We start from the raw sequence: 15,055 nt of genomic DNA on the forward strand, positions 1-15,055 counted from the left end.
TCGGGCGGGTGAATACGCTGGAACGGCGTCTTCACGCCCGCCCGGCGATCATGGCGGTGTTCGGCGGTGTTCGACCAGTTTGGAGGGACAGTGACCGTTTCCGGCCAGGAAGGCCAGGGCACGTTCAGCTGGCTGATCACGGATTTCGTGCGCCGGGTGCCCGGCGCCGCGCACGCCGTGCTGGTGTCGGCCGACGGTCTCCTGCTCGCGCCGTCGGAAGGTCTGCCGCAGGAGCGCGCCGAACAGCTCTCGGCCGTCGCGTCGGGCCTCGTGAGCCTCACTCAGGGCGCCGCACGCTGCTTCGAGGCCGGTGGTGTGAACCAGACGGTGGTCGAGATGGAGCTCGGGTACCTGTTCCTCATGTCGGTGTCCGACGGGTCGTCGCTGGCCGTGCTGGCCGCCCCCACGTGCGACATCGGCACGGTCGCGTACGAGATGACGCTGCTCGTGGAGCGCGTCGGCCAGCAGATCACGCCCGAACTGCGCGCCCAGCTCCAGGGCGGGGTGCGTGGTTAGTACATGAGGATCTCCGGCTTCGGCGACCAGGACACGGGCGCCTGGGACGCGCTGCACAAGGGCACCGATCGGGAAGGCGTGGACTCGCCGAGCCATTTCGAGCTGAGCACGCTGAAGACGATGCTGCCGCACCGGCGGCCGGCTGCTTCCGCTGTGCCGCCGCCTGCTCCCGTTCGCCCGGTTGCTCCTGCTCCGGCCGCGCCTGCGTCTTCCGAGTACTACGACGACGACGGGTACGAGTGGGTCGAGGACGGGGGGTCGGGGTACTGGGAGGAGACCGGGACTTCCTCGGGGTACTACGACGCCGAGTCGTACCTGACGCACGAGGATCGTCAGGTGCCGGAGGACTCGGCTTACTACCAGGCTCCGGAGCGGCGGCATCTGGCCGCGGTGGAGGAGCCTGCGCGTGCGGCGGGGTACGAGCAGGATGCTGCTTACGCGTCGGGGTACCAGCGGGTTCCGGAGTCCCACGGTTCCGGTTATGGCCATGAGCAGGCGCCGGTTTCTTCGGACGCGGCCTACGCTTCGGGCTACCAGCAGGCGCCTGCCGCTGACGCGTACCGCCACCAGGCACCGGCTTCCGATGCCGCTTACGCGTCGGGCTACCACCAGGCTCCCGCTTCGGATGCCTACGCTTTGGGCTACCGCCAGACTCCCGCTTCGGATGCCTACGCTTTGGGCTACCGCCAGGCTCCCGCTTCGGATGCCTACGCTTTGGGCTACCGCCAGACTCCCGCTTCGGATGCCTACGCGTCGGGGTACCAGCACGCTGAGCCGTACGCCTCCGGCCACCACCACCAGCTGCCGGCCGCCGATGCGGGTTATCCCGCGGACTACAACCGTTCTGCCGCACCGGAGTCGTACCCCGCCGAGAACCACCGGGCCCCTGCCGGCGAGTACTCCTCGGGCTACTTCGAAGAGCCCGCCTACGAGCCTTCCGAGTCGACCGGCCGCCACGCCGTCGTCGCGCCTTCGCACTCGGACCAGCGTGGGCGCCGCGCCGCCGTCGACACGGCCGACCGCGACCGGCCCTACCGCCCCACCCCGGCCGACGTCGGCTACCTCCCGCCGGCCGACGCCCAGCACCGCCTTGCCGAACCCCCGGAGCGCACCACCGGCCGCCGCCGTGCTCCCGAACCCGTTGCGCCGCAGCAGGATTCGTACCCGGCTGGGCCGTATTCATCCGAGCCTGCCGGGTACCCGTCCCGGGCCGAGCCGTACGCGACTGAACCCGTTGCGGCACACCAGGATCAGTATCCGGCCGAGCCGTATTCACCCGAGTCCGAGCAGGCCTGGTCCCGCGAAGACCGGGCCCCAGCGGCGAAACCGGCGAAATCCCGCGTCCGCCCCTACGCCCGCACTCGCGGCCGCACGCGCTCCGACCACAACCTCGCGCTGGAAGCCCTCGTCTCCACCAGCGACGACGGCCGCCGCTACCGGGGCGTGCGCTCGATCGAGCACCGCCGCATCTGCGATCTCTGCCTGGACACCCGCTCGGTCGCCGAGATCGCCGCCCACCTCCACCTGCCGCTCGGCGTGGTGAAGATCCTGGTCGGCGACATGGCCGACATCGGCCTGGTTCTCATCCACCAGACCGAAATCGTCCTGGGCGACCGTTCCTCGCGCGACTTCATGGAGCGCGTCCTGCAGGGCCTGCGCAACCTCTGAGCCGTCAGAGGGCACTGCCGGTGCCGGCGCCGCGCAGCAGCGTGTCGACGACGATCGTCGCGAGCGCGTCGGCGCTCTTCGTGTCCGTGTCCTGCGCGGCTTCGCGGATGAGCGCGTAGTAGACGCGGCGGGTCCAGTCGAGGTCCAGGTCCGCGCGCAGCACGCCGGCTTCCTGAGCGCGCCGGAAAAGCCGCACGCAAGTTTCGTGCACCTCCGCGTGCACGCGAGCGACCTCGGCGTTCGCCGATGACGCCTGGCTCATCGCGAAGCCCCAGCCGATCTTCACGCCGAGGACGTTCGCCGTCGTCTGGTAAAGCGCCACCAGTGGCGGCACGGCATCCGGGTGCGCGGCGTCCACCGCGGACGCGAAACGCTGCGTGGCCCACAACGCCTGCGCGTCGACGAGCGCTTCCCTGGTCGTGAAACGCCGGTGCACGATGAACTTCGGCTCGCGAACGTCCTAAGAGGACAGCCATGCCCTCATGGATCGCGCGCACGAGCACGGCATCACGTTCTTCGACACCGCCAACGCGCCTGTCCGCGCGCCGCATCCGCCACACGATCGACGCGTCCCTGCGCCGGCTGCGGACCGACCACGTCGACCTGTGCCAGATGCACCACGTCGACCGTGCCACGTCGGGGGGCGTCGGCCTTGCCTGGCTGCTGGCCCAAGACGGCGTGACGGGTCCCGTCATCGGCCCCCGCACCTCCGCCCACCTCGACGGCGCCCTGCGTGCCCTCGCGCTCAAGCTGGACGAGGACACCCTTGCCGAGCTGGACCGCGTCTTCCCGGCTCCGGGCCCGAACGGCGCGAAACCGGCGCCGGAGGCCTACGCCTGGTGAGGACCTATTCCTCCACCAGCGCAGCCGAAGTGATCCGGTGCAACGGGTACCGCTCGTGATCCGTGCCCTCCAGCACACCGCCGCCGACGCGTACCGGGCGCACGACGCGCTGGCTGGCCGTGCCGCGGGAGTCGACGAAGCCGATCCACACCTCGCGGCGTTCGAGGGTTGCGCGGGAGAGCAGTTCCAGCGTGGCGGTGGTGTCGGCGCCGCCGCCGGAGTGGGCGCGAACGGCGGAGCCGCGGCGGCGGGCGGTGGCCGCGTCGCCGGCGCGGAGGTTGGCGACGATGCGCGTGGCCTGGTCGTCGGTGAGGACGGCCTGCTCGCCGGGGCGCGAGCGGGCCGCGCGGGCGCGCGCGGGAAGGCGGCGGCCGGACGGGCGGATGTCGACGACGCGGCCGTCCGGGCCTTCGGCGGCGGGCGCGAAACCCGCGCTGCGCAAGGCTTCCAGGACTTCGCCGAGTGGCACGGGGCTGATGAGGACCGTCGGCGCGATCATGCGCAGGTCGTACTCCGCGGCGACGGGATGGGCGAGCACCTCGGCCAGCAGGGCTTCGTCGTCACAACGAAGGAACGAGCCGGCGGCACCGCCGCGGAGGCGGCCGTGGCGGCGGGCGACGTCGTCGATCAAGTACGTGAGCGCCTGCGGCACGGGGGTGGCGGACTTGGCACGGAACAGCGCGTGCAGCTCGTCGGCCGTGCGGCCGGTGTCGAGGGCGCGGCGCACGGTCGTCTCGGTGACGCGGTAGACCGTCGCGTGCCCGGCCGACTCGATGTCGGCGACGGCGGCCATGGCGGTCGCCAGCTCGGGCTCGAGCGGGCCCGGCGCGACGACCGTGAGGTCCGCCTGCACGAGCACGTGGTCGACCGGCGTGGGCAGGGCGTCGTGCATCGCCTCGACGGCGCCGGCGCGGTCGTCCTCCAGCAGCAGCCGCGTGGCGGTGGTCAGCGCGCCCAGGCCGACCAGGCCCAGCGCCGACGCCTCGGCCATCGTCCAGCGCACGGTCTCGTCGCGCAGCCGTCCGCCTCGCCGCGGTGCGCGCCACGCGAGCACGGACACCAGCTCGTCCACGCTCTTCACCCCGGAACCAGGCGCCAGATCTCCCAAAGCAACCAGCACCCGGCGACGCGAAACCGGCGCGAGCGGCCGGCGCAGATCCTCCGACAGCGGCGCGATCGGCTTGTCCTTCGCGTCCCGCCCGCCGGCCAGCCCGGGCAGCCGCGGCAGCTCCAGCCACGCCTGCGCGAGCGTCATCCAGCGCTGCACGGTCGGCGACGCGAGCCACGAATCCGTGAGCGTGGTCGGCACCCACTCCGGCGCGGTCGCCTCGCTGTCGGCCACCAAACCGGCGCCCACGGCCAGCTCCGCGACGAACGACGCGCGAGCCTCGTCGGACTCCAGGTCCTTCGCCAGCTTCCGCAGCTCCCGCACGCCCAGCCCGCCGGACTTGAGCACGGTCGGCGGCGTGACCGACCACGAACGCAGCAGCGTTTCCGTCTGCCGCAGCAACTCCATCGCCTCGCCGGCCGCGGTAGAGTCCACAGTGTCCGTCTGATGTGGATGAACGGGCAGCTTCGGCTCGACCAGCGTGGCCGCCTCGAACGCCACCCCGCCGCGCAGCAGCAGACCCAGCTCGCGCGGCAGCTCCACTGTCTGGTCGTCGCGCCGCAGCAGCAGCGAACGCGCCAGCAGCTTCTGCACGGGTGTGGCCGCATCGGACAGCGAGACGTCGAAGCTCGCGTCGCGCGTGCGCCCGATCGGCGGGCCCGCGGCCAGCGCCGTCAGCACCTTCCGCTCGTCGTCACCGACCTCGGCCAGCCGCGCGGCCAAGTCGGTCGAAGCCATCGCCGGCGACGGCGCCCCGAGCCCCGCCGGGAACGGCCCCAACGCGTCCCGCGCCGCGGGCGGCACCCGCAGCTCGTCGTCCGTGCCCCAGACCAGCGCCCGCGCCCGCAACCGCTTCAACGGGCCCGAAATGTCTGTTCCGACCAGTGCCGCAACCGAAGCCAGGGAAACCGGCGCGGTGTCCGCCCCGGCCACGAGCAAGCCGTCGAGCACGGCCAACGTGAACGTGTCGAGGTCCTCACAGGCGCGCGCGACGGAGCCCGGCGTGCCGGCGCGCGTGGCCAGCACGGTGGTGTCGGAAGGCGGCGGGGTCGACAGATCGCGACGGGTGCGCAGCAGGTCGGCGAGTGCGTCGTCGGACTCCGCACGCAGCCAGTCCGCCAGAGAGGTCGCGGGCATAGACGTCCAGGATACCGGGCGGGTGAGCGGGCGCCGGGGGTGTTCGGGCAGACTGTGGGCGAACCGGCGGCACCAGGTCAATGGAGGGCGTTGTGGCGAAGGGCGAGAACGGCAGGAAAAAGGGCATCGACCCCACCTGGCCGGCGGAAGACGGTGAGCACCCCGTGTCGGAGCTCGCATCCGACCGTCAGGGCGCGCTGTCGCCGTTCGGTGACATGACCTTCCCGCTCGACACGGTGCCCTACGTGCACCCGGAGACGGAAATCAACCGCTGATTCCCCACTTCTGGGGGAACCAACCGTAGTTACTGGTCAGTCACCCGGTTGGGGTCAGGTGGCGGCGGTCACGGGGCTAGTGTTCGAAGTGTCCTAGCCACAGGTTTCCCAGCGGGGAGTTAGTGCCATGCCGGTTCCCGGTCCCGGGTATTCGATCACCGTCCGGGTCGAGGCCCCGGCTTCCTCCACGGCCGCCGGTGACCTCACCACCGCCGTCGGCCGCGTCGGCGGAGTGCTCACGGCGTTCGACGTCGTCGAGTCGCACGCCGACACGATCGTGGTCGACATCAGCGCCAACGCGCTGTCGGAGAACCACGCGCAGGACATCACCCAGGCGCTCGACTCGCTGCCGGGCGTGAAGGTCCGCAAGGTCTCCGACCGGACGTTCCTGATCCACCTCGGCGGCAAGATCGAGGTCACGCCCAAGGTCGCGCTCCGCAACCGTGACGACCTCTCCCGCGCGTACACGCCGGGTGTCGCCCGTGTGTGCCAGGCGATCGCCGCGAACCCCGAGGACGCGCGCCGCCTGACCATCAAGCGCAACACCGTGGCCGTGGTCACGGACGGTTCGGCCGTGCTCGGCCTCGGCAACATCGGCCCGGCCGCCGCGCTGCCCGTGATGGAGGGCAAGGCGGCGCTGTTCAAGAAGTTCGCCGGCGTCGACGCGTGGCCCGTGTGCCTGGACACGCAGGACACCGAGGAGATCATCAAGATCGTCAAGGCAATCGCGCCGGTCTACGCGGGCATCAACCTCGAGGACATCGCCGCGCCGCGCTGCTTCGAGATCGAGGCGCGCCTGCGTGAGCAGCTCGACATCCCCGTGTTCCACGACGACCAGCACGGCACGGCGATCGTCGTCGTCGCGGCCCTGCGCAACGCGCTGCGCGTGGTCGGCAAGGAGATCGAGGACTGCAAGATCGTGGTCAGCGGCGTCGGCGCGGCCGGCTCGGCCATCATCCGGCTCCTGCTGCGCAAGAACCCGGGTGACATCGTGGCCGCCGACATCGATGGCATCGTCCACCCCGACCGCGGCAACCTCGACGACAACCTCACCTGGATCGCGAACCACACCAACCGCGACAAGCAGGCCGGCACGCTGCACGAGGCCCTCGTGAACGCCGACGTCTTCATCGGCGTCTCCGCCCCGAACCTCTTCGGCGCCGACCAGGTGGCGACGATGAACAAGGACGCCGTGGTCTTCGCGCTGGCCAACCCGGACCCGGAGATCGACCCGCTGGAGGCGCAGCAGCACGCCGCCGTGGTCGCCACCGGTCGCAGCGACTTCCCGAACCAGATCAACAACGTGCTGGCGTTCCCCGGCGTCTTCCGCGGCCTGCTCGACGCCGCCGCACACAACATCGACGACAACATGCTGCTCGCCGCTGCCGACGCGATCGCCGACGTGGTGGACCAGAGCCGGCTCAACGCGTCGTTCATCGTGCCGAGCGTGTTCGACAACGCGGTGGCCCCGGCCGTCGCCGAAGCCGTGAAGGCGGCCGTGCGCGCGGAAGCCACGGCCGGCTGAGGTTCCGAACTGCCCCGAGGCCCCGTCATCGCTCACCGCGGTGACGGGGCCTTTTGTCAGCCGGGACACCGCTGGCATAGCCTCCTGGGGTGAGTGAACTCAGCCACGTCGACGAAACCGGCGCCGCGCGGATGGTCGACGTCTCCGGCAAGACGGCGACCGCGCGCACGGCGCTCGCCGGCGGCACGGTGCACACCACCGCCGAGGTGGTGGATCTGTTGTCCGCCAACGGGTTGCCGAAGGGCGACGCACTGGCGACGGCCCGGATCGCCGGCATCATGGGCGCCAAGCGCGTGCCGGAGCTGATCCCGTTGTGCCACCAGATCGCGTTGTCCGGCGTGAAGGTGGAGTTCGAACTGGACGGGAGCGCCGTCCACATCAGCGCGACGGCGAAGACCACCGACGTCACCGGCGTCGAGATGGAGGCCCTCACCGCCGTCGCGGTCGCGGGGCTCACGCTGCACGACATGATCAAGGCCGTGGATCCGGCCGCGACGCTCGACAACGTCCGCCTGATCCGCAAGGACGGCGGCAAGACCGGTACGTGGGAGCGGCAGTCATGAGCGAGGCACGGGTGATCGTGGCGTCCAATCGCGCCGCGAAGGGCGTCTACGAGGACAAAACCGGCCCGGTGCTCGTGGAGTGGCTCGCCGGGCGCGGTTACGCGGTACCCGACCCGGTGGTCGTCGAGGACGGCGAACCGGTGGGGATCGCGTTGCGCGCGGCGGTTTCCGAGGGCGTCGCCGTGGTCCTGACCACGGGCGGCACGGGCATTTCGCCGACGGACCGCACTCCGGACGTCACGCGCGAAGTGCTGGACTACGAACTTCCGGGCGTCGCGGACGCGATCCGCTCCGCGGGCCTGCCGCACGTGCCGACGGCCGTGCTGTCGCGCGGCCTCGCGGGTGTCGCGGGCCGCACGCTCGTCGTCAACCTGCCCGGCTCGCGCGGCGGCGTGAAGGACGGCCTGGGCGTGCTGGAGGCGATCCTGGACCACGCCGTGGACCAGCTCGCCGGTGGTGACCACCCGCGGCCTGCCGCGGAAGATCTGGCCAAGGCCGACCAAGCCGCGGAGTCCACTGAGAACTCCGCGTCCGTCGCCGGCGCACTCGCCGCGGACTCGCTGCCCGCGGATCCGCTCGAAGCCAAGACCCCGAGCACACCTCGAGTCCGCATCCTCCGCGCGGAGGTCAGCGACCAGCTGCTGTCGGTCGACGAGCACGCCCGCCTCGTGGAAGACGACGCGGCCGGCGCCGTCGTCACCTTCGGCGGGGTCGTGCGCGACCACGACGGCGGCAAGGGCGTGCGCGACCTCACCTACGAAGGCCACCCCACCGCGGGCGACGTGCTCGCCCAGGTCGTCACCGAGCTCGCCGCCGGTTGGACGGGCGTCCGCGCCGTGGCCGTGAGCCACCGCGTCGGCCCGCTCGCCATCGGCGACGTGGCGCTGGCGTGCGCCGTCGCCGCCGAGCACCGCGGCCAGGCCTTCGCGGCCTGCGCGGAACTCGTCGACGAGGTGAAGGCCCGGCTCCCGATCTGGAAGCACCAGCACTTCACCGACGGCTCCGACGAATGGGTCAACTCACCCTGATCCGCCGGGGCCGTTCACCAGACCCGACGAAGGGCCCCACCGCCGGGGGAAATTCGCGGTGGGGCCCTTTCGCCGGATCACAGCCAATCGAACGCTGCGCCCTGAAGGGACTACTTCACGACCTCACGGAGAGGTCAGGAGTCACTTGGTGGCGATCTTCTGACCGACGAGGATCAGGTCGGCGTTCGGGATGTAGCCCTTGTTCAGGTCCTGCAGCTTCTGGAAGCCACCCTGAACGTCGAGCTGCTTGGCGATCTTCGACAGGCTGTCGCCGGACACGACGGTGTAGTCACCGTTCGGGTTCGAGCTCGGCACGCCGGTCACCGGGGTGCTGGCGACCTTCTTGGGGGCGCTGCTCGTGCTCTTCTTCGGGGTCGACTTCTTGGTGGTCGACTTCGAGGTCGACTTCGTCGACTTGGTCGACTTGTGCGCCGCGGTCGAGCCGCCGGCACCCCTGCCGTAGCAGTTCGGCCACGCGCCGCCGCCCTGGCCCGCGAGAACGCGCTCGGCCACGGCGATCTGCTGCTCACGGGAAGCGTTCGCCGCGCTGCCGGTGCCGCCGTAGGCCTTCCAGGTGCTCTGCGTGAACTGCAGGCCGCCGTAGTAGCCGTTGCCGGTGTTGGTGTTCCAGTTGCCGCTGCTCTCACACTGCGCGACAGCGTCCCAGTTGGTCGCCGACGCGGGGGTCGCGGCGATCGCGATGGGCGCGCCGACCGCGATACCCGCGACAGCGACGCGGGCGATGGTGCGGGTGGCGGCGGACATCTTGCGGTGCTTGCCTCGGTAAGACATGAGAATACTTCTCGGCTTCCTGCGCCTACGAGCCCGAAGGCTGAGGGCCGGGTTGGGAGCCCGTCCGCCCGTTGCCGGGCGGCAGACGCGGACAGCGCACGACGCGCGGTCTTCGTCCCCTCGTCCCTGTCCGGAAATGCTTTCGCTCGGGGTATGGGTCCGGGTATCCGCTGGACAGGGCTAGGCGCTACGGATTCCCGGTCTTGCTCGGTCGGTCGGGGCCAACCGAAAAGCGACGGTACGTAACGAGAGCCGTGATCGGAAATTATTCGGCATGTGACCTACGTCACAGTAACAGCAAGCAACCTCTCACGATCGGCATGTTTGCGCAGGTCAGAGGGCCGTTATCTGCCCGTTTTCTGCCTGAGATATTTCACGGATCGTGAGGCTTGGATCACGTCAATAAGGCGTCAACGGTCCATTCGTGCAGCCATTGAGTCGGGCACCTTAAACCACTCAGTGCGAAGTCCGCCAGTGCCCGCCGAGTGGTTCTGTGGGTGCCCGGGAATACGCCGTGAGCGAACTACTTCGGAGAGTAGGTATTGACAAGAATGGCCGCTCACGGCGCCTTGAGCGCCGTTCGGCGTGGTCCGGACCAACCGGCCGGACAGGAGGGTTCGGGGGCCCAGTGAGCCCCTGAGCCGGGTCTGACGGGGTCTCGCGAGGGTCAGCCGCCGGCGAAGGGCGGGAGCACGTCGAGTTGCGCTCCGTCACTGAGGGCGCGATCCTGATTACGGACGGCAACCTCGTTCAGCAGGAAGCTCGCCGCGTCGAGGATGCGCGGCAGCGGCCCCGGATGCAGCTCGCGCACCAGGCGAACCGCGTCTGCGACGGTCGAGCCTTCGGGAAGCTTCAGCTTCTCCTCTTCCACTCCCGCCGCCGCGCGGGCGGAGGCGAAGTAGCGGACCAGCACGGTCATCGGTTCCAGGGACTGGGGTGACATGTCATCCGCCGATCGCACTCATGGGCCGGATCGGCTGCGCGAACCCGGCTTCATTGATCTCGTGGCCCGCGAGCTTGCCCCACATCGTGGCCCGCCACGCGTCCGCCACCTCTTCATCACGCGCGCCCGCGCGCACGAGGGCGCGTAGGTCCGTCTCGTCGTTGGAGAAGAGACAGGAGCGCACCGCCCCGTCAGCCGTGAGGCGGGTGCGCTCGCACGCGGCGCAGAACGGCCTGGTCACCGACGCGATCACGCCCACGTCGCCGGGTCCGCCGTCGACCAGCCACCGCTCGGCCGGTGCGCCGCCGCGGGCGGCCGGGAACGGCGACAGCGAGAACTCCTCGCCCAGCATCGACAGGATCTCCTCGGCGGTGATCATCTCGCCGCGGTTCCAGCCGTGCTGCGCGTCGAGCGGCATCTGCTCGATGAACCGCAGGTGGTAGCCCTCTTCGAGGCAGAACCGCAGCAGCGGCACGGCCTCGTGCTCGTTGATCCCGCGCATCAGCACGGAGTTGACCTTCACCGGCGCCAGCCCCGCGTCGCGCGCGGCGGCGAGACCCGCCAGCACGTGGGGGAGCCGGTCGCGGCGGGTGATCTGCTCGAACAGGGCGCGGTCAACGGTGTCGAGCGACACGTTGATCCGGTCCAGGCCGGCCTCGGCAAGGCCTTTCGCCCGCTTCGCGAGGCCGATCCCGTTGGTGGTCATGGAAACCCGCGGCCGCGGCTCGAGTGCCGTGACGCGAGCCACGATGTCCTCCAGGCCCGGACGCAGCAGCGGCTCTCCGCCGGTCAACCGGATGTCGGTGACCCCCAGCGTCTCGACGGCGATGCGCATGAGCCGCACCAGCTCGTCGTCGCTGAGCACCTGCTCGCCGGGCATCCAGTCGAGGCCTTCGGCGGGCATGCAGTACGTGCAGCGCAGGTTGCAGCGGTCCGTGAGCGAAACCCTCAGATCCGTGGCCACGCGGCCGAACTGGTCGAGCAAGCCCGGATGATCGGGGCGGGGTGCCGAGGGCACGCCGGACGAACCTCGTGTACCGGGGACGCGAGGAAACCCGAGATGTACTGCTGTCATTACTCACAGCTTAACTCGCGGAGCTCTGAAAAGCCGACTCGTCCTTATCAGCGGGCAGGCCGATGAACGATGTCTCACGAGCTTTCGGTGACCTCGCTGTGACCGTCTGCTCACGCAGTCGGCCACGCCGCTCGCGTGCCGGCGCCACCGCGGCTGTCCGGAATCGACCGCACCGCCCCCGACCTCGCAGGACAGGAGGCGGAAACCCCAGGCGGGGACGTGGATCGCGGTGCGGATCCGACCGTCCACACCGGCTGTGACGCGGGTCATCGGCCGGCTCGATCGACAACGGGGCCAGCCGCCGGAGACCGTCCGGCCAACACCCCGAGCGTTATCAGAACGCAATACTCGAAGAGTCACACAACGAACTGCTCGACAATTCACGTTTCACATAGCTTTTCCTCAACTGCGGCGATAATCTTCCGGCCATGCCGCAATTTCGGTTGTCCGAGGCCGCCCGGCTCCTCGGCGTCAGTGACGACACCGTCCGGCGCTGGGTCCGCGGCGGTCAGTTGACCGCGACGGACGACGCCGCCGGCCGGAAGGTCGTCGACGGTGCCCAGCTGGCGGGGTTCGCCCGCGCGCAGGCCGCCGGTCCCGAGGACCCGTCGGCAGTCGGCCGCTCCGCCCGCAACCGCTTCGTGGGACTCGTCACCGAGGTCACCGCCGACAAGGTGATGGCCCAGGTCGAGCTGCAGTGCGGGGCGCACCGAGTGGTGTCACTGATGAGTTCAGAAGCCGTCCGCGAGCTCGGGCTGCGCCCGGGTGTGCTCGCGGTGGCCGTTGTCAAGGCGACCACCGTCGTGGTGGAGACCCCGGAAGGAAACAGATGAAGAAGCTCGCTATCGCCGTCGCGGCGGTCGCGTTGTTGGCCGGTGCGTGCAGCGCGAACGACGAGGCCAGCACCAGCCCGAGCTCGGGCGGCCCGGCGGTGCCCTCGCCCGCCGGTTCGAGCGCAACGGGCACGTTGACGGTGTTCGCCGCCGCATCGCTCACCGAGTCGTTCAACGAGCTCGGCAAGGAGTTCGAGGCCGCGCACCCGGGTGTCACCGTCAAGTTCGACTACGAGGGCTCGTCGGCGCTCGTGCAGAAACTGGACAACGGGGCCAAGGCCGACGTGTTCGCCTCCGCCGACCAGGCCAACATGGACAAGGCCGTGCAGGGCGGTGTGATCGACGGGCAGCCGACGGTGTTCGCCACCAACAAGCTGGCGATCGCCGTGGCGAAGGGCAACCCCAAGGGCATCAAGACCTTCGCCGACCTGAACAAGGCCGGCCTGACCGTGGTCGTCTGCGCGCAGCAGGTGCCGTGCGGCTCGGCGACCAAGAAGGTCGAGGACAACACCCACGTCACGCTGAAGCCGGCCAGCGAGGAGACCGACGTCAAGCAGGTGCTGGCGAAGGTGCAGTCGGGTGACGCCGACGCGGGCCTGGTCTACGTCACCGACGCCACGTCGGCCGCGGACAAGGTCGACAAGGTGGACTTCCCGGAGTCTTCCGGCGCGATCAACAACTACCCGATCGCCGTCGTGAAGGACGCTCCGCAGGCCGCTCTGGCCAAGGAGTTCAACGACTTCGTGCTCGGCGCGCAGGGCAAGGCCGAGCTGACCAAGATCGGGTTTGGCCCGGCTCAGTAAGGGGCAACGCGGTGCGGCGGCCGTGGCCCGGCCGCCGCACTCGCGGGTTCCCCTTGTTCTCTGGATCCCCGCCGTGGTGGCGCTCGCGCTCGTGGTGCTGCCCGTCGTCGGGCTGCTCGTGCGCTCGGACGTCGCCCGGTTCCCGTCTCTCCTGATCTCCGAGTCGTCGCTGGCCGCGCTGAAGCTGTCGCTGATCACGGCTCTGCTGTCCACGGTGGCGTGCGTGATCCTCGGCGTGCCGCTGGCCGTGGTGCTGGCCCGCTCGCGCGTGCGCGGCACGCGGCTGCTGCGCTCGATCGTGCTGCTGCCGCTGGTGCTCCCGCCCGTGGTCGGCGGCCTCGCCCTGCTGTACCTGCTGGGGCGCAAGGGTTTCCTCGGCATCCTGATCAACGCGCTCACCGGGCAGCAGGTCCCGTTCACGACCGCGGCAGTGGTGATCGCGCAGACGTTCGTGGCCATGCCGTTCCTGGTCGTGAGCCTCGAAGGCGCGCTGCGCGGCTCCGGCGACCGTTACGAACAGGTGGCTTCGACCCTCGGCGCGCGGCCGTGGACGGTGTTCCGCCGCGTGACGCTGCCGTTGCTGCTGCCGGCGCTCGGCTCCGGCGTGGTGCTCAGCTTCGCCCGCGCGCTGGGGGAGTTCGGCGCGACCATCACGTTCGCCGGTTCGCTCGAAGGGGTCACGCGGACGTTGCCGCTGGAGGTCTACACACAGGCCGAGGTGGACGTCGACAGCGCGGTGGCGCTCGCGTTGCTGCTGATCGTGGTGGCGATCGTGGTCATCGCGGTGGCGCGGCCGCGGTCGTTCGAAGGTGGTTTCCGGTGACGCTCTCGGCCCGGATCGCACTCTCGCGCGGCACGTTCTCCCTCGACGTCGAGTTCACCGTCCCCGAGGGAACGGTGCTCGCACTGCTCGGGCCGAACGGCTCCGGCAAGTCCACTGTGCTCGGTGGCCTGGCCGGGCTCGTGCCCGTGACGTCGGCCGACATCACGTTGTCCGGCCGCGTGCTGGCGGGTGAAAAGGTGGACTTGCCGCCGCACGCGCGTGGGGTCGGGTTGCTGTCGCAGGACGCATTGTTGTTCCCGCATCTGTCCGCTTTGGACAATGTCGCCTTCGCGCCGCGTTCCGCCGGTGCGGGGAAGGCGAAGTCGCGGGAAGTGGCGGAGAAGTGGCTGGCGGAGGTGGACGCGTCGGCGTTCGCGCGCCGGCGGCCCGGCCAGCTCTCGGGCGGCCAGCAGCAGCGGGTGGCGATCGCGCGGGCGCTGGCCTCGACGCCGTCGTTGCTGCTGCTCGACGAACCGTTCGCCGCTCTCGACGTGGACGCGGCGCCCGCGATCCGCGGCCTGCTGCGGCGGGTGCTGCGCGGCGGCCCGACGACGGTACTGGTCACGCACGACCCGCTCGACGCGCTCGCGCTCGCCGACCACGTGGCCGTGATGTCGGGCGGCCGGATCGTCGAACGCGGGCCGACGCGGGAGGTACTGGCCGCGCCGCGCACCGCGTTCACCGCCCGGATCGCGGGGCTCAACCTGGTTGCGGGCGTCGCGGAGGCCGAGGGGCTGCGGACGAAGTCGGGTGACCTCGTGTCGGGGCTGCTGTCCGAGGACGCCGTGGTGGGGGAGGCCGCGGTCGCCGTGTTCGAGCCCAGCGCGGTGGCCGTGTACCCGCACGACGGTGAGCACCACGGCAGCCCGCGCAACACCGCCGAGGCCACGGTCGCGGCCCTGGAACCGCACGGGCCCGTGATCCGGGTCCGCGTGACCGGCGGCGGCTGGGCCGAGGGCCTGACCGCGGACCTCACGCCGGCGGCGGTCGCCGACCTGGAGCTGGAGCCGGGTTCGGCTGTGACGCTGTCGGTGAAGGCCGCGACAGTGGCGGTGCACCCCACGCAAGCCTGACTGCGTTGTGCCCCAACGGAAATCTTCCGTTTCGGGCGCAACCTGCCGGG

General features: G+C 70.6%; 16 protein-coding genes. 11 read left to right on the forward strand and 5 right to left on the reverse strand.

Annotated elements, in window-relative coordinates; genetic code table 11:
- Positions 1-90 precede the first annotated feature (90 nt).
- Together QRX50_RS12420 and QRX50_RS50265 are read left to right on the forward strand one after the other, a co-directional pair.
- Complete coding sequence (locus tag QRX50_RS12420; RefSeq protein ID WP_285972090.1) at positions 91-516, forward strand: roadblock/LC7 domain-containing protein; 426 nt, start codon at positions 91-93, stop codon at positions 514-516.
- Positions 517-519: 3 nt separating this feature from the next.
- Positions 520-2,184, forward strand: a complete 1,665-nt coding sequence (locus tag QRX50_RS50265) for a DUF742 domain-containing protein (RefSeq protein ID WP_434533265.1) — start codon at positions 520-522, stop codon at positions 2,182-2,184.
- 4 nt (positions 2,185-2,188) lie between these two features.
- Here the strand turns inward: QRX50_RS50265 and QRX50_RS12430 are convergent, their stop codons facing one another.
- Entirely contained in the window at positions 2,189-2,620 is a 432-nt protein-coding gene (locus QRX50_RS12430; RefSeq protein ID WP_285972091.1) for an SbtR family transcriptional regulator, read from the reverse strand.
- A gap of 38 nt (positions 2,621-2,658) precedes the next feature.
- On the opposite strand from QRX50_RS12430, the gene QRX50_RS12435 reads away from it, so the two are divergent.
- Entirely contained in the window at positions 2,659-3,027 is a 369-nt protein-coding gene (locus tag QRX50_RS12435; protein ID WP_285972092.1) for an aldo/keto reductase, read from the forward strand.
- Between the two features lie 4 nt (positions 3,028-3,031).
- Here QRX50_RS12435 and QRX50_RS12440 read toward each other — a convergent pair whose 3' ends face one another.
- Positions 3,032-5,272 (reverse strand): helicase-associated domain-containing protein, encoded by a 2,241-nt coding sequence (locus QRX50_RS12440; protein ID WP_285972093.1) that lies wholly within the window; start codon positions 5,270-5,272, stop codon positions 3,032-3,034.
- A gap of 92 nt (positions 5,273-5,364) precedes the next feature.
- Here QRX50_RS12440 and QRX50_RS12445 point away from each other — a divergent pair, with 92 nt between their 5' ends.
- The 4 genes from QRX50_RS12445 (at position 5,365) to QRX50_RS12460 (ending at position 8,663) form a co-directional block, all read left to right on the forward strand.
- Positions 5,365-5,547, forward strand: a complete 183-nt coding sequence (locus tag QRX50_RS12445) for a hypothetical protein (protein ID WP_285972094.1) — start codon at positions 5,365-5,367, stop codon at positions 5,545-5,547.
- Between the two features lie 127 nt (positions 5,548-5,674).
- Entirely contained in the window at positions 5,675-7,072 is a 1,398-nt protein-coding gene (locus QRX50_RS12450) for an NAD-dependent malic enzyme (RefSeq protein ID WP_285972095.1), read from the forward strand.
- A gap of 89 nt (positions 7,073-7,161) precedes the next feature.
- Positions 7,162-7,635 (forward strand): cyclic pyranopterin monophosphate synthase MoaC, encoded by a 474-nt coding sequence (gene moaC, locus QRX50_RS12455; RefSeq protein WP_220244624.1) that lies wholly within the window; start codon positions 7,162-7,164, stop codon positions 7,633-7,635.
- On the forward strand, positions 7,632-8,663 hold the full coding sequence (locus QRX50_RS12460; RefSeq protein WP_285972096.1) for a molybdenum cofactor biosynthesis protein MoaE: 1,032 nt from the start codon (positions 7,632-7,634) through the stop codon (positions 8,661-8,663). The genes moaC and QRX50_RS12460 overlap by 4 nt, the downstream gene beginning before the upstream one ends.
- A 141-nt stretch (positions 8,664-8,804) precedes the next feature.
- Here QRX50_RS12460 and QRX50_RS12465 read toward each other — a convergent pair whose 3' ends face one another.
- The 3 genes from QRX50_RS12465 to moaA form a co-directional block, all read right to left on the reverse strand.
- A complete protein-coding gene (locus QRX50_RS12465) occupies positions 8,805-9,455 on the reverse strand; it encodes a LysM peptidoglycan-binding domain-containing protein (RefSeq protein ID WP_285972097.1) in 651 nt (216 codons plus the stop codon).
- Between the two features lie 667 nt (positions 9,456-10,122).
- Entirely contained in the window at positions 10,123-10,374 is a 252-nt protein-coding gene (locus QRX50_RS12470) for a MoaD/ThiS family protein (RefSeq protein ID WP_285972098.1), read from the reverse strand.
- Positions 10,375-10,399: 25 nt separating this feature from the next.
- The gene (moaA, locus tag QRX50_RS12475; RefSeq protein ID WP_285972099.1) at positions 10,400-11,473 is read right to left on the reverse strand and encodes a GTP 3',8-cyclase MoaA; all 1,074 of its coding nucleotides are present in this window, start codon (positions 11,471-11,473) and stop codon (positions 10,400-10,402) included.
- Between the two features lie 428 nt (positions 11,474-11,901).
- On the opposite strand from moaA, the gene QRX50_RS12480 reads away from it, so the two are divergent.
- The 4 genes from QRX50_RS12480 to QRX50_RS12495 are packed head-to-tail and all read left to right on the forward strand — an operon-like array spanning position 11,902 to position 15,005.
- A complete protein-coding gene (locus QRX50_RS12480; protein ID WP_220244619.1) occupies positions 11,902-12,306 on the forward strand; it encodes a TOBE domain-containing protein in 405 nt (134 codons plus the stop codon).
- Entirely contained in the window at positions 12,303-13,109 is an 807-nt protein-coding gene (modA, locus tag QRX50_RS12485) for a molybdate ABC transporter substrate-binding protein (protein WP_285972100.1), read from the forward strand. Before QRX50_RS12480 ends, modA begins: the two co-directional genes overlap by 4 nt.
- Before the next feature lie 22 nt (positions 13,110-13,131).
- The gene (locus tag QRX50_RS12490) at positions 13,132-13,932 is read left to right on the forward strand and encodes an ABC transporter permease (protein WP_285972101.1); all 801 of its coding nucleotides are present in this window, start codon (positions 13,132-13,134) and stop codon (positions 13,930-13,932) included.
- Entirely contained in the window at positions 13,929-15,005 is a 1,077-nt protein-coding gene (locus tag QRX50_RS12495) for a sulfate/molybdate ABC transporter ATP-binding protein (RefSeq protein WP_285972102.1), read from the forward strand. The genes QRX50_RS12490 and QRX50_RS12495 overlap by 4 nt, the downstream gene beginning before the upstream one ends.
- The last annotated feature ends 50 nt before the right edge of the window (positions 15,006-15,055 follow it).

The organism is Amycolatopsis sp. 2-15, from assembly GCF_030285625.1.
GTDB classification, from domain to species: domain Bacteria; phylum Actinomycetota; class Actinomycetes; order Mycobacteriales; family Pseudonocardiaceae; genus Amycolatopsis; species Amycolatopsis carbonis.

Coding starts and splice junctions, on each gene's coding strand:
- QRX50_RS50265 (WP_434533265.1), top strand. CDS start 520: ATGAGGATCTCCGGCTTCGGCGACCAGGACACGGGCGCCTGGGACGCG.
- QRX50_RS12435 (WP_285972092.1), top strand. CDS start 2,659: ATGCCCTCATGGATCGCGCGCACGAGCACGGCATCACGTTCTTCGACA.
- QRX50_RS12440 (WP_285972093.1), bottom strand. CDS start 5,272: ATGCCCGCGACCTCTCTGGCGGACTGGCTGCGTGCGGAGTCCGACGAC.
- QRX50_RS12450 (WP_285972095.1), top strand. CDS start 5,675: ATGCCGGTTCCCGGTCCCGGGTATTCGATCACCGTCCGGGTCGAGGCC.
- QRX50_RS12460 (WP_285972096.1), top strand. CDS start 7,632: ATGAGCGAGGCACGGGTGATCGTGGCGTCCAATCGCGCCGCGAAGGGC.
- QRX50_RS12465 (WP_285972097.1), bottom strand. CDS start 9,455: ATGTCTTACCGAGGCAAGCACCGCAAGATGTCCGCCGCCACCCGCACC.
- QRX50_RS12470 (WP_285972098.1), bottom strand. CDS start 10,374: ATGACCGTGCTGGTCCGCTACTTCGCCTCCGCCCGCGCGGCGGCGGGA.
- moaA (WP_285972099.1), bottom strand. CDS start 11,473: ATGACAGCAGTACATCTCGGGTTTCCTCGCGTCCCCGGTACACGAGGT.
- QRX50_RS12480 (WP_220244619.1), top strand. CDS start 11,902: ATGCCGCAATTTCGGTTGTCCGAGGCCGCCCGGCTCCTCGGCGTCAGT.
- modA (WP_285972100.1), top strand. CDS start 12,303: ATGAAGAAGCTCGCTATCGCCGTCGCGGCGGTCGCGTTGTTGGCCGGT.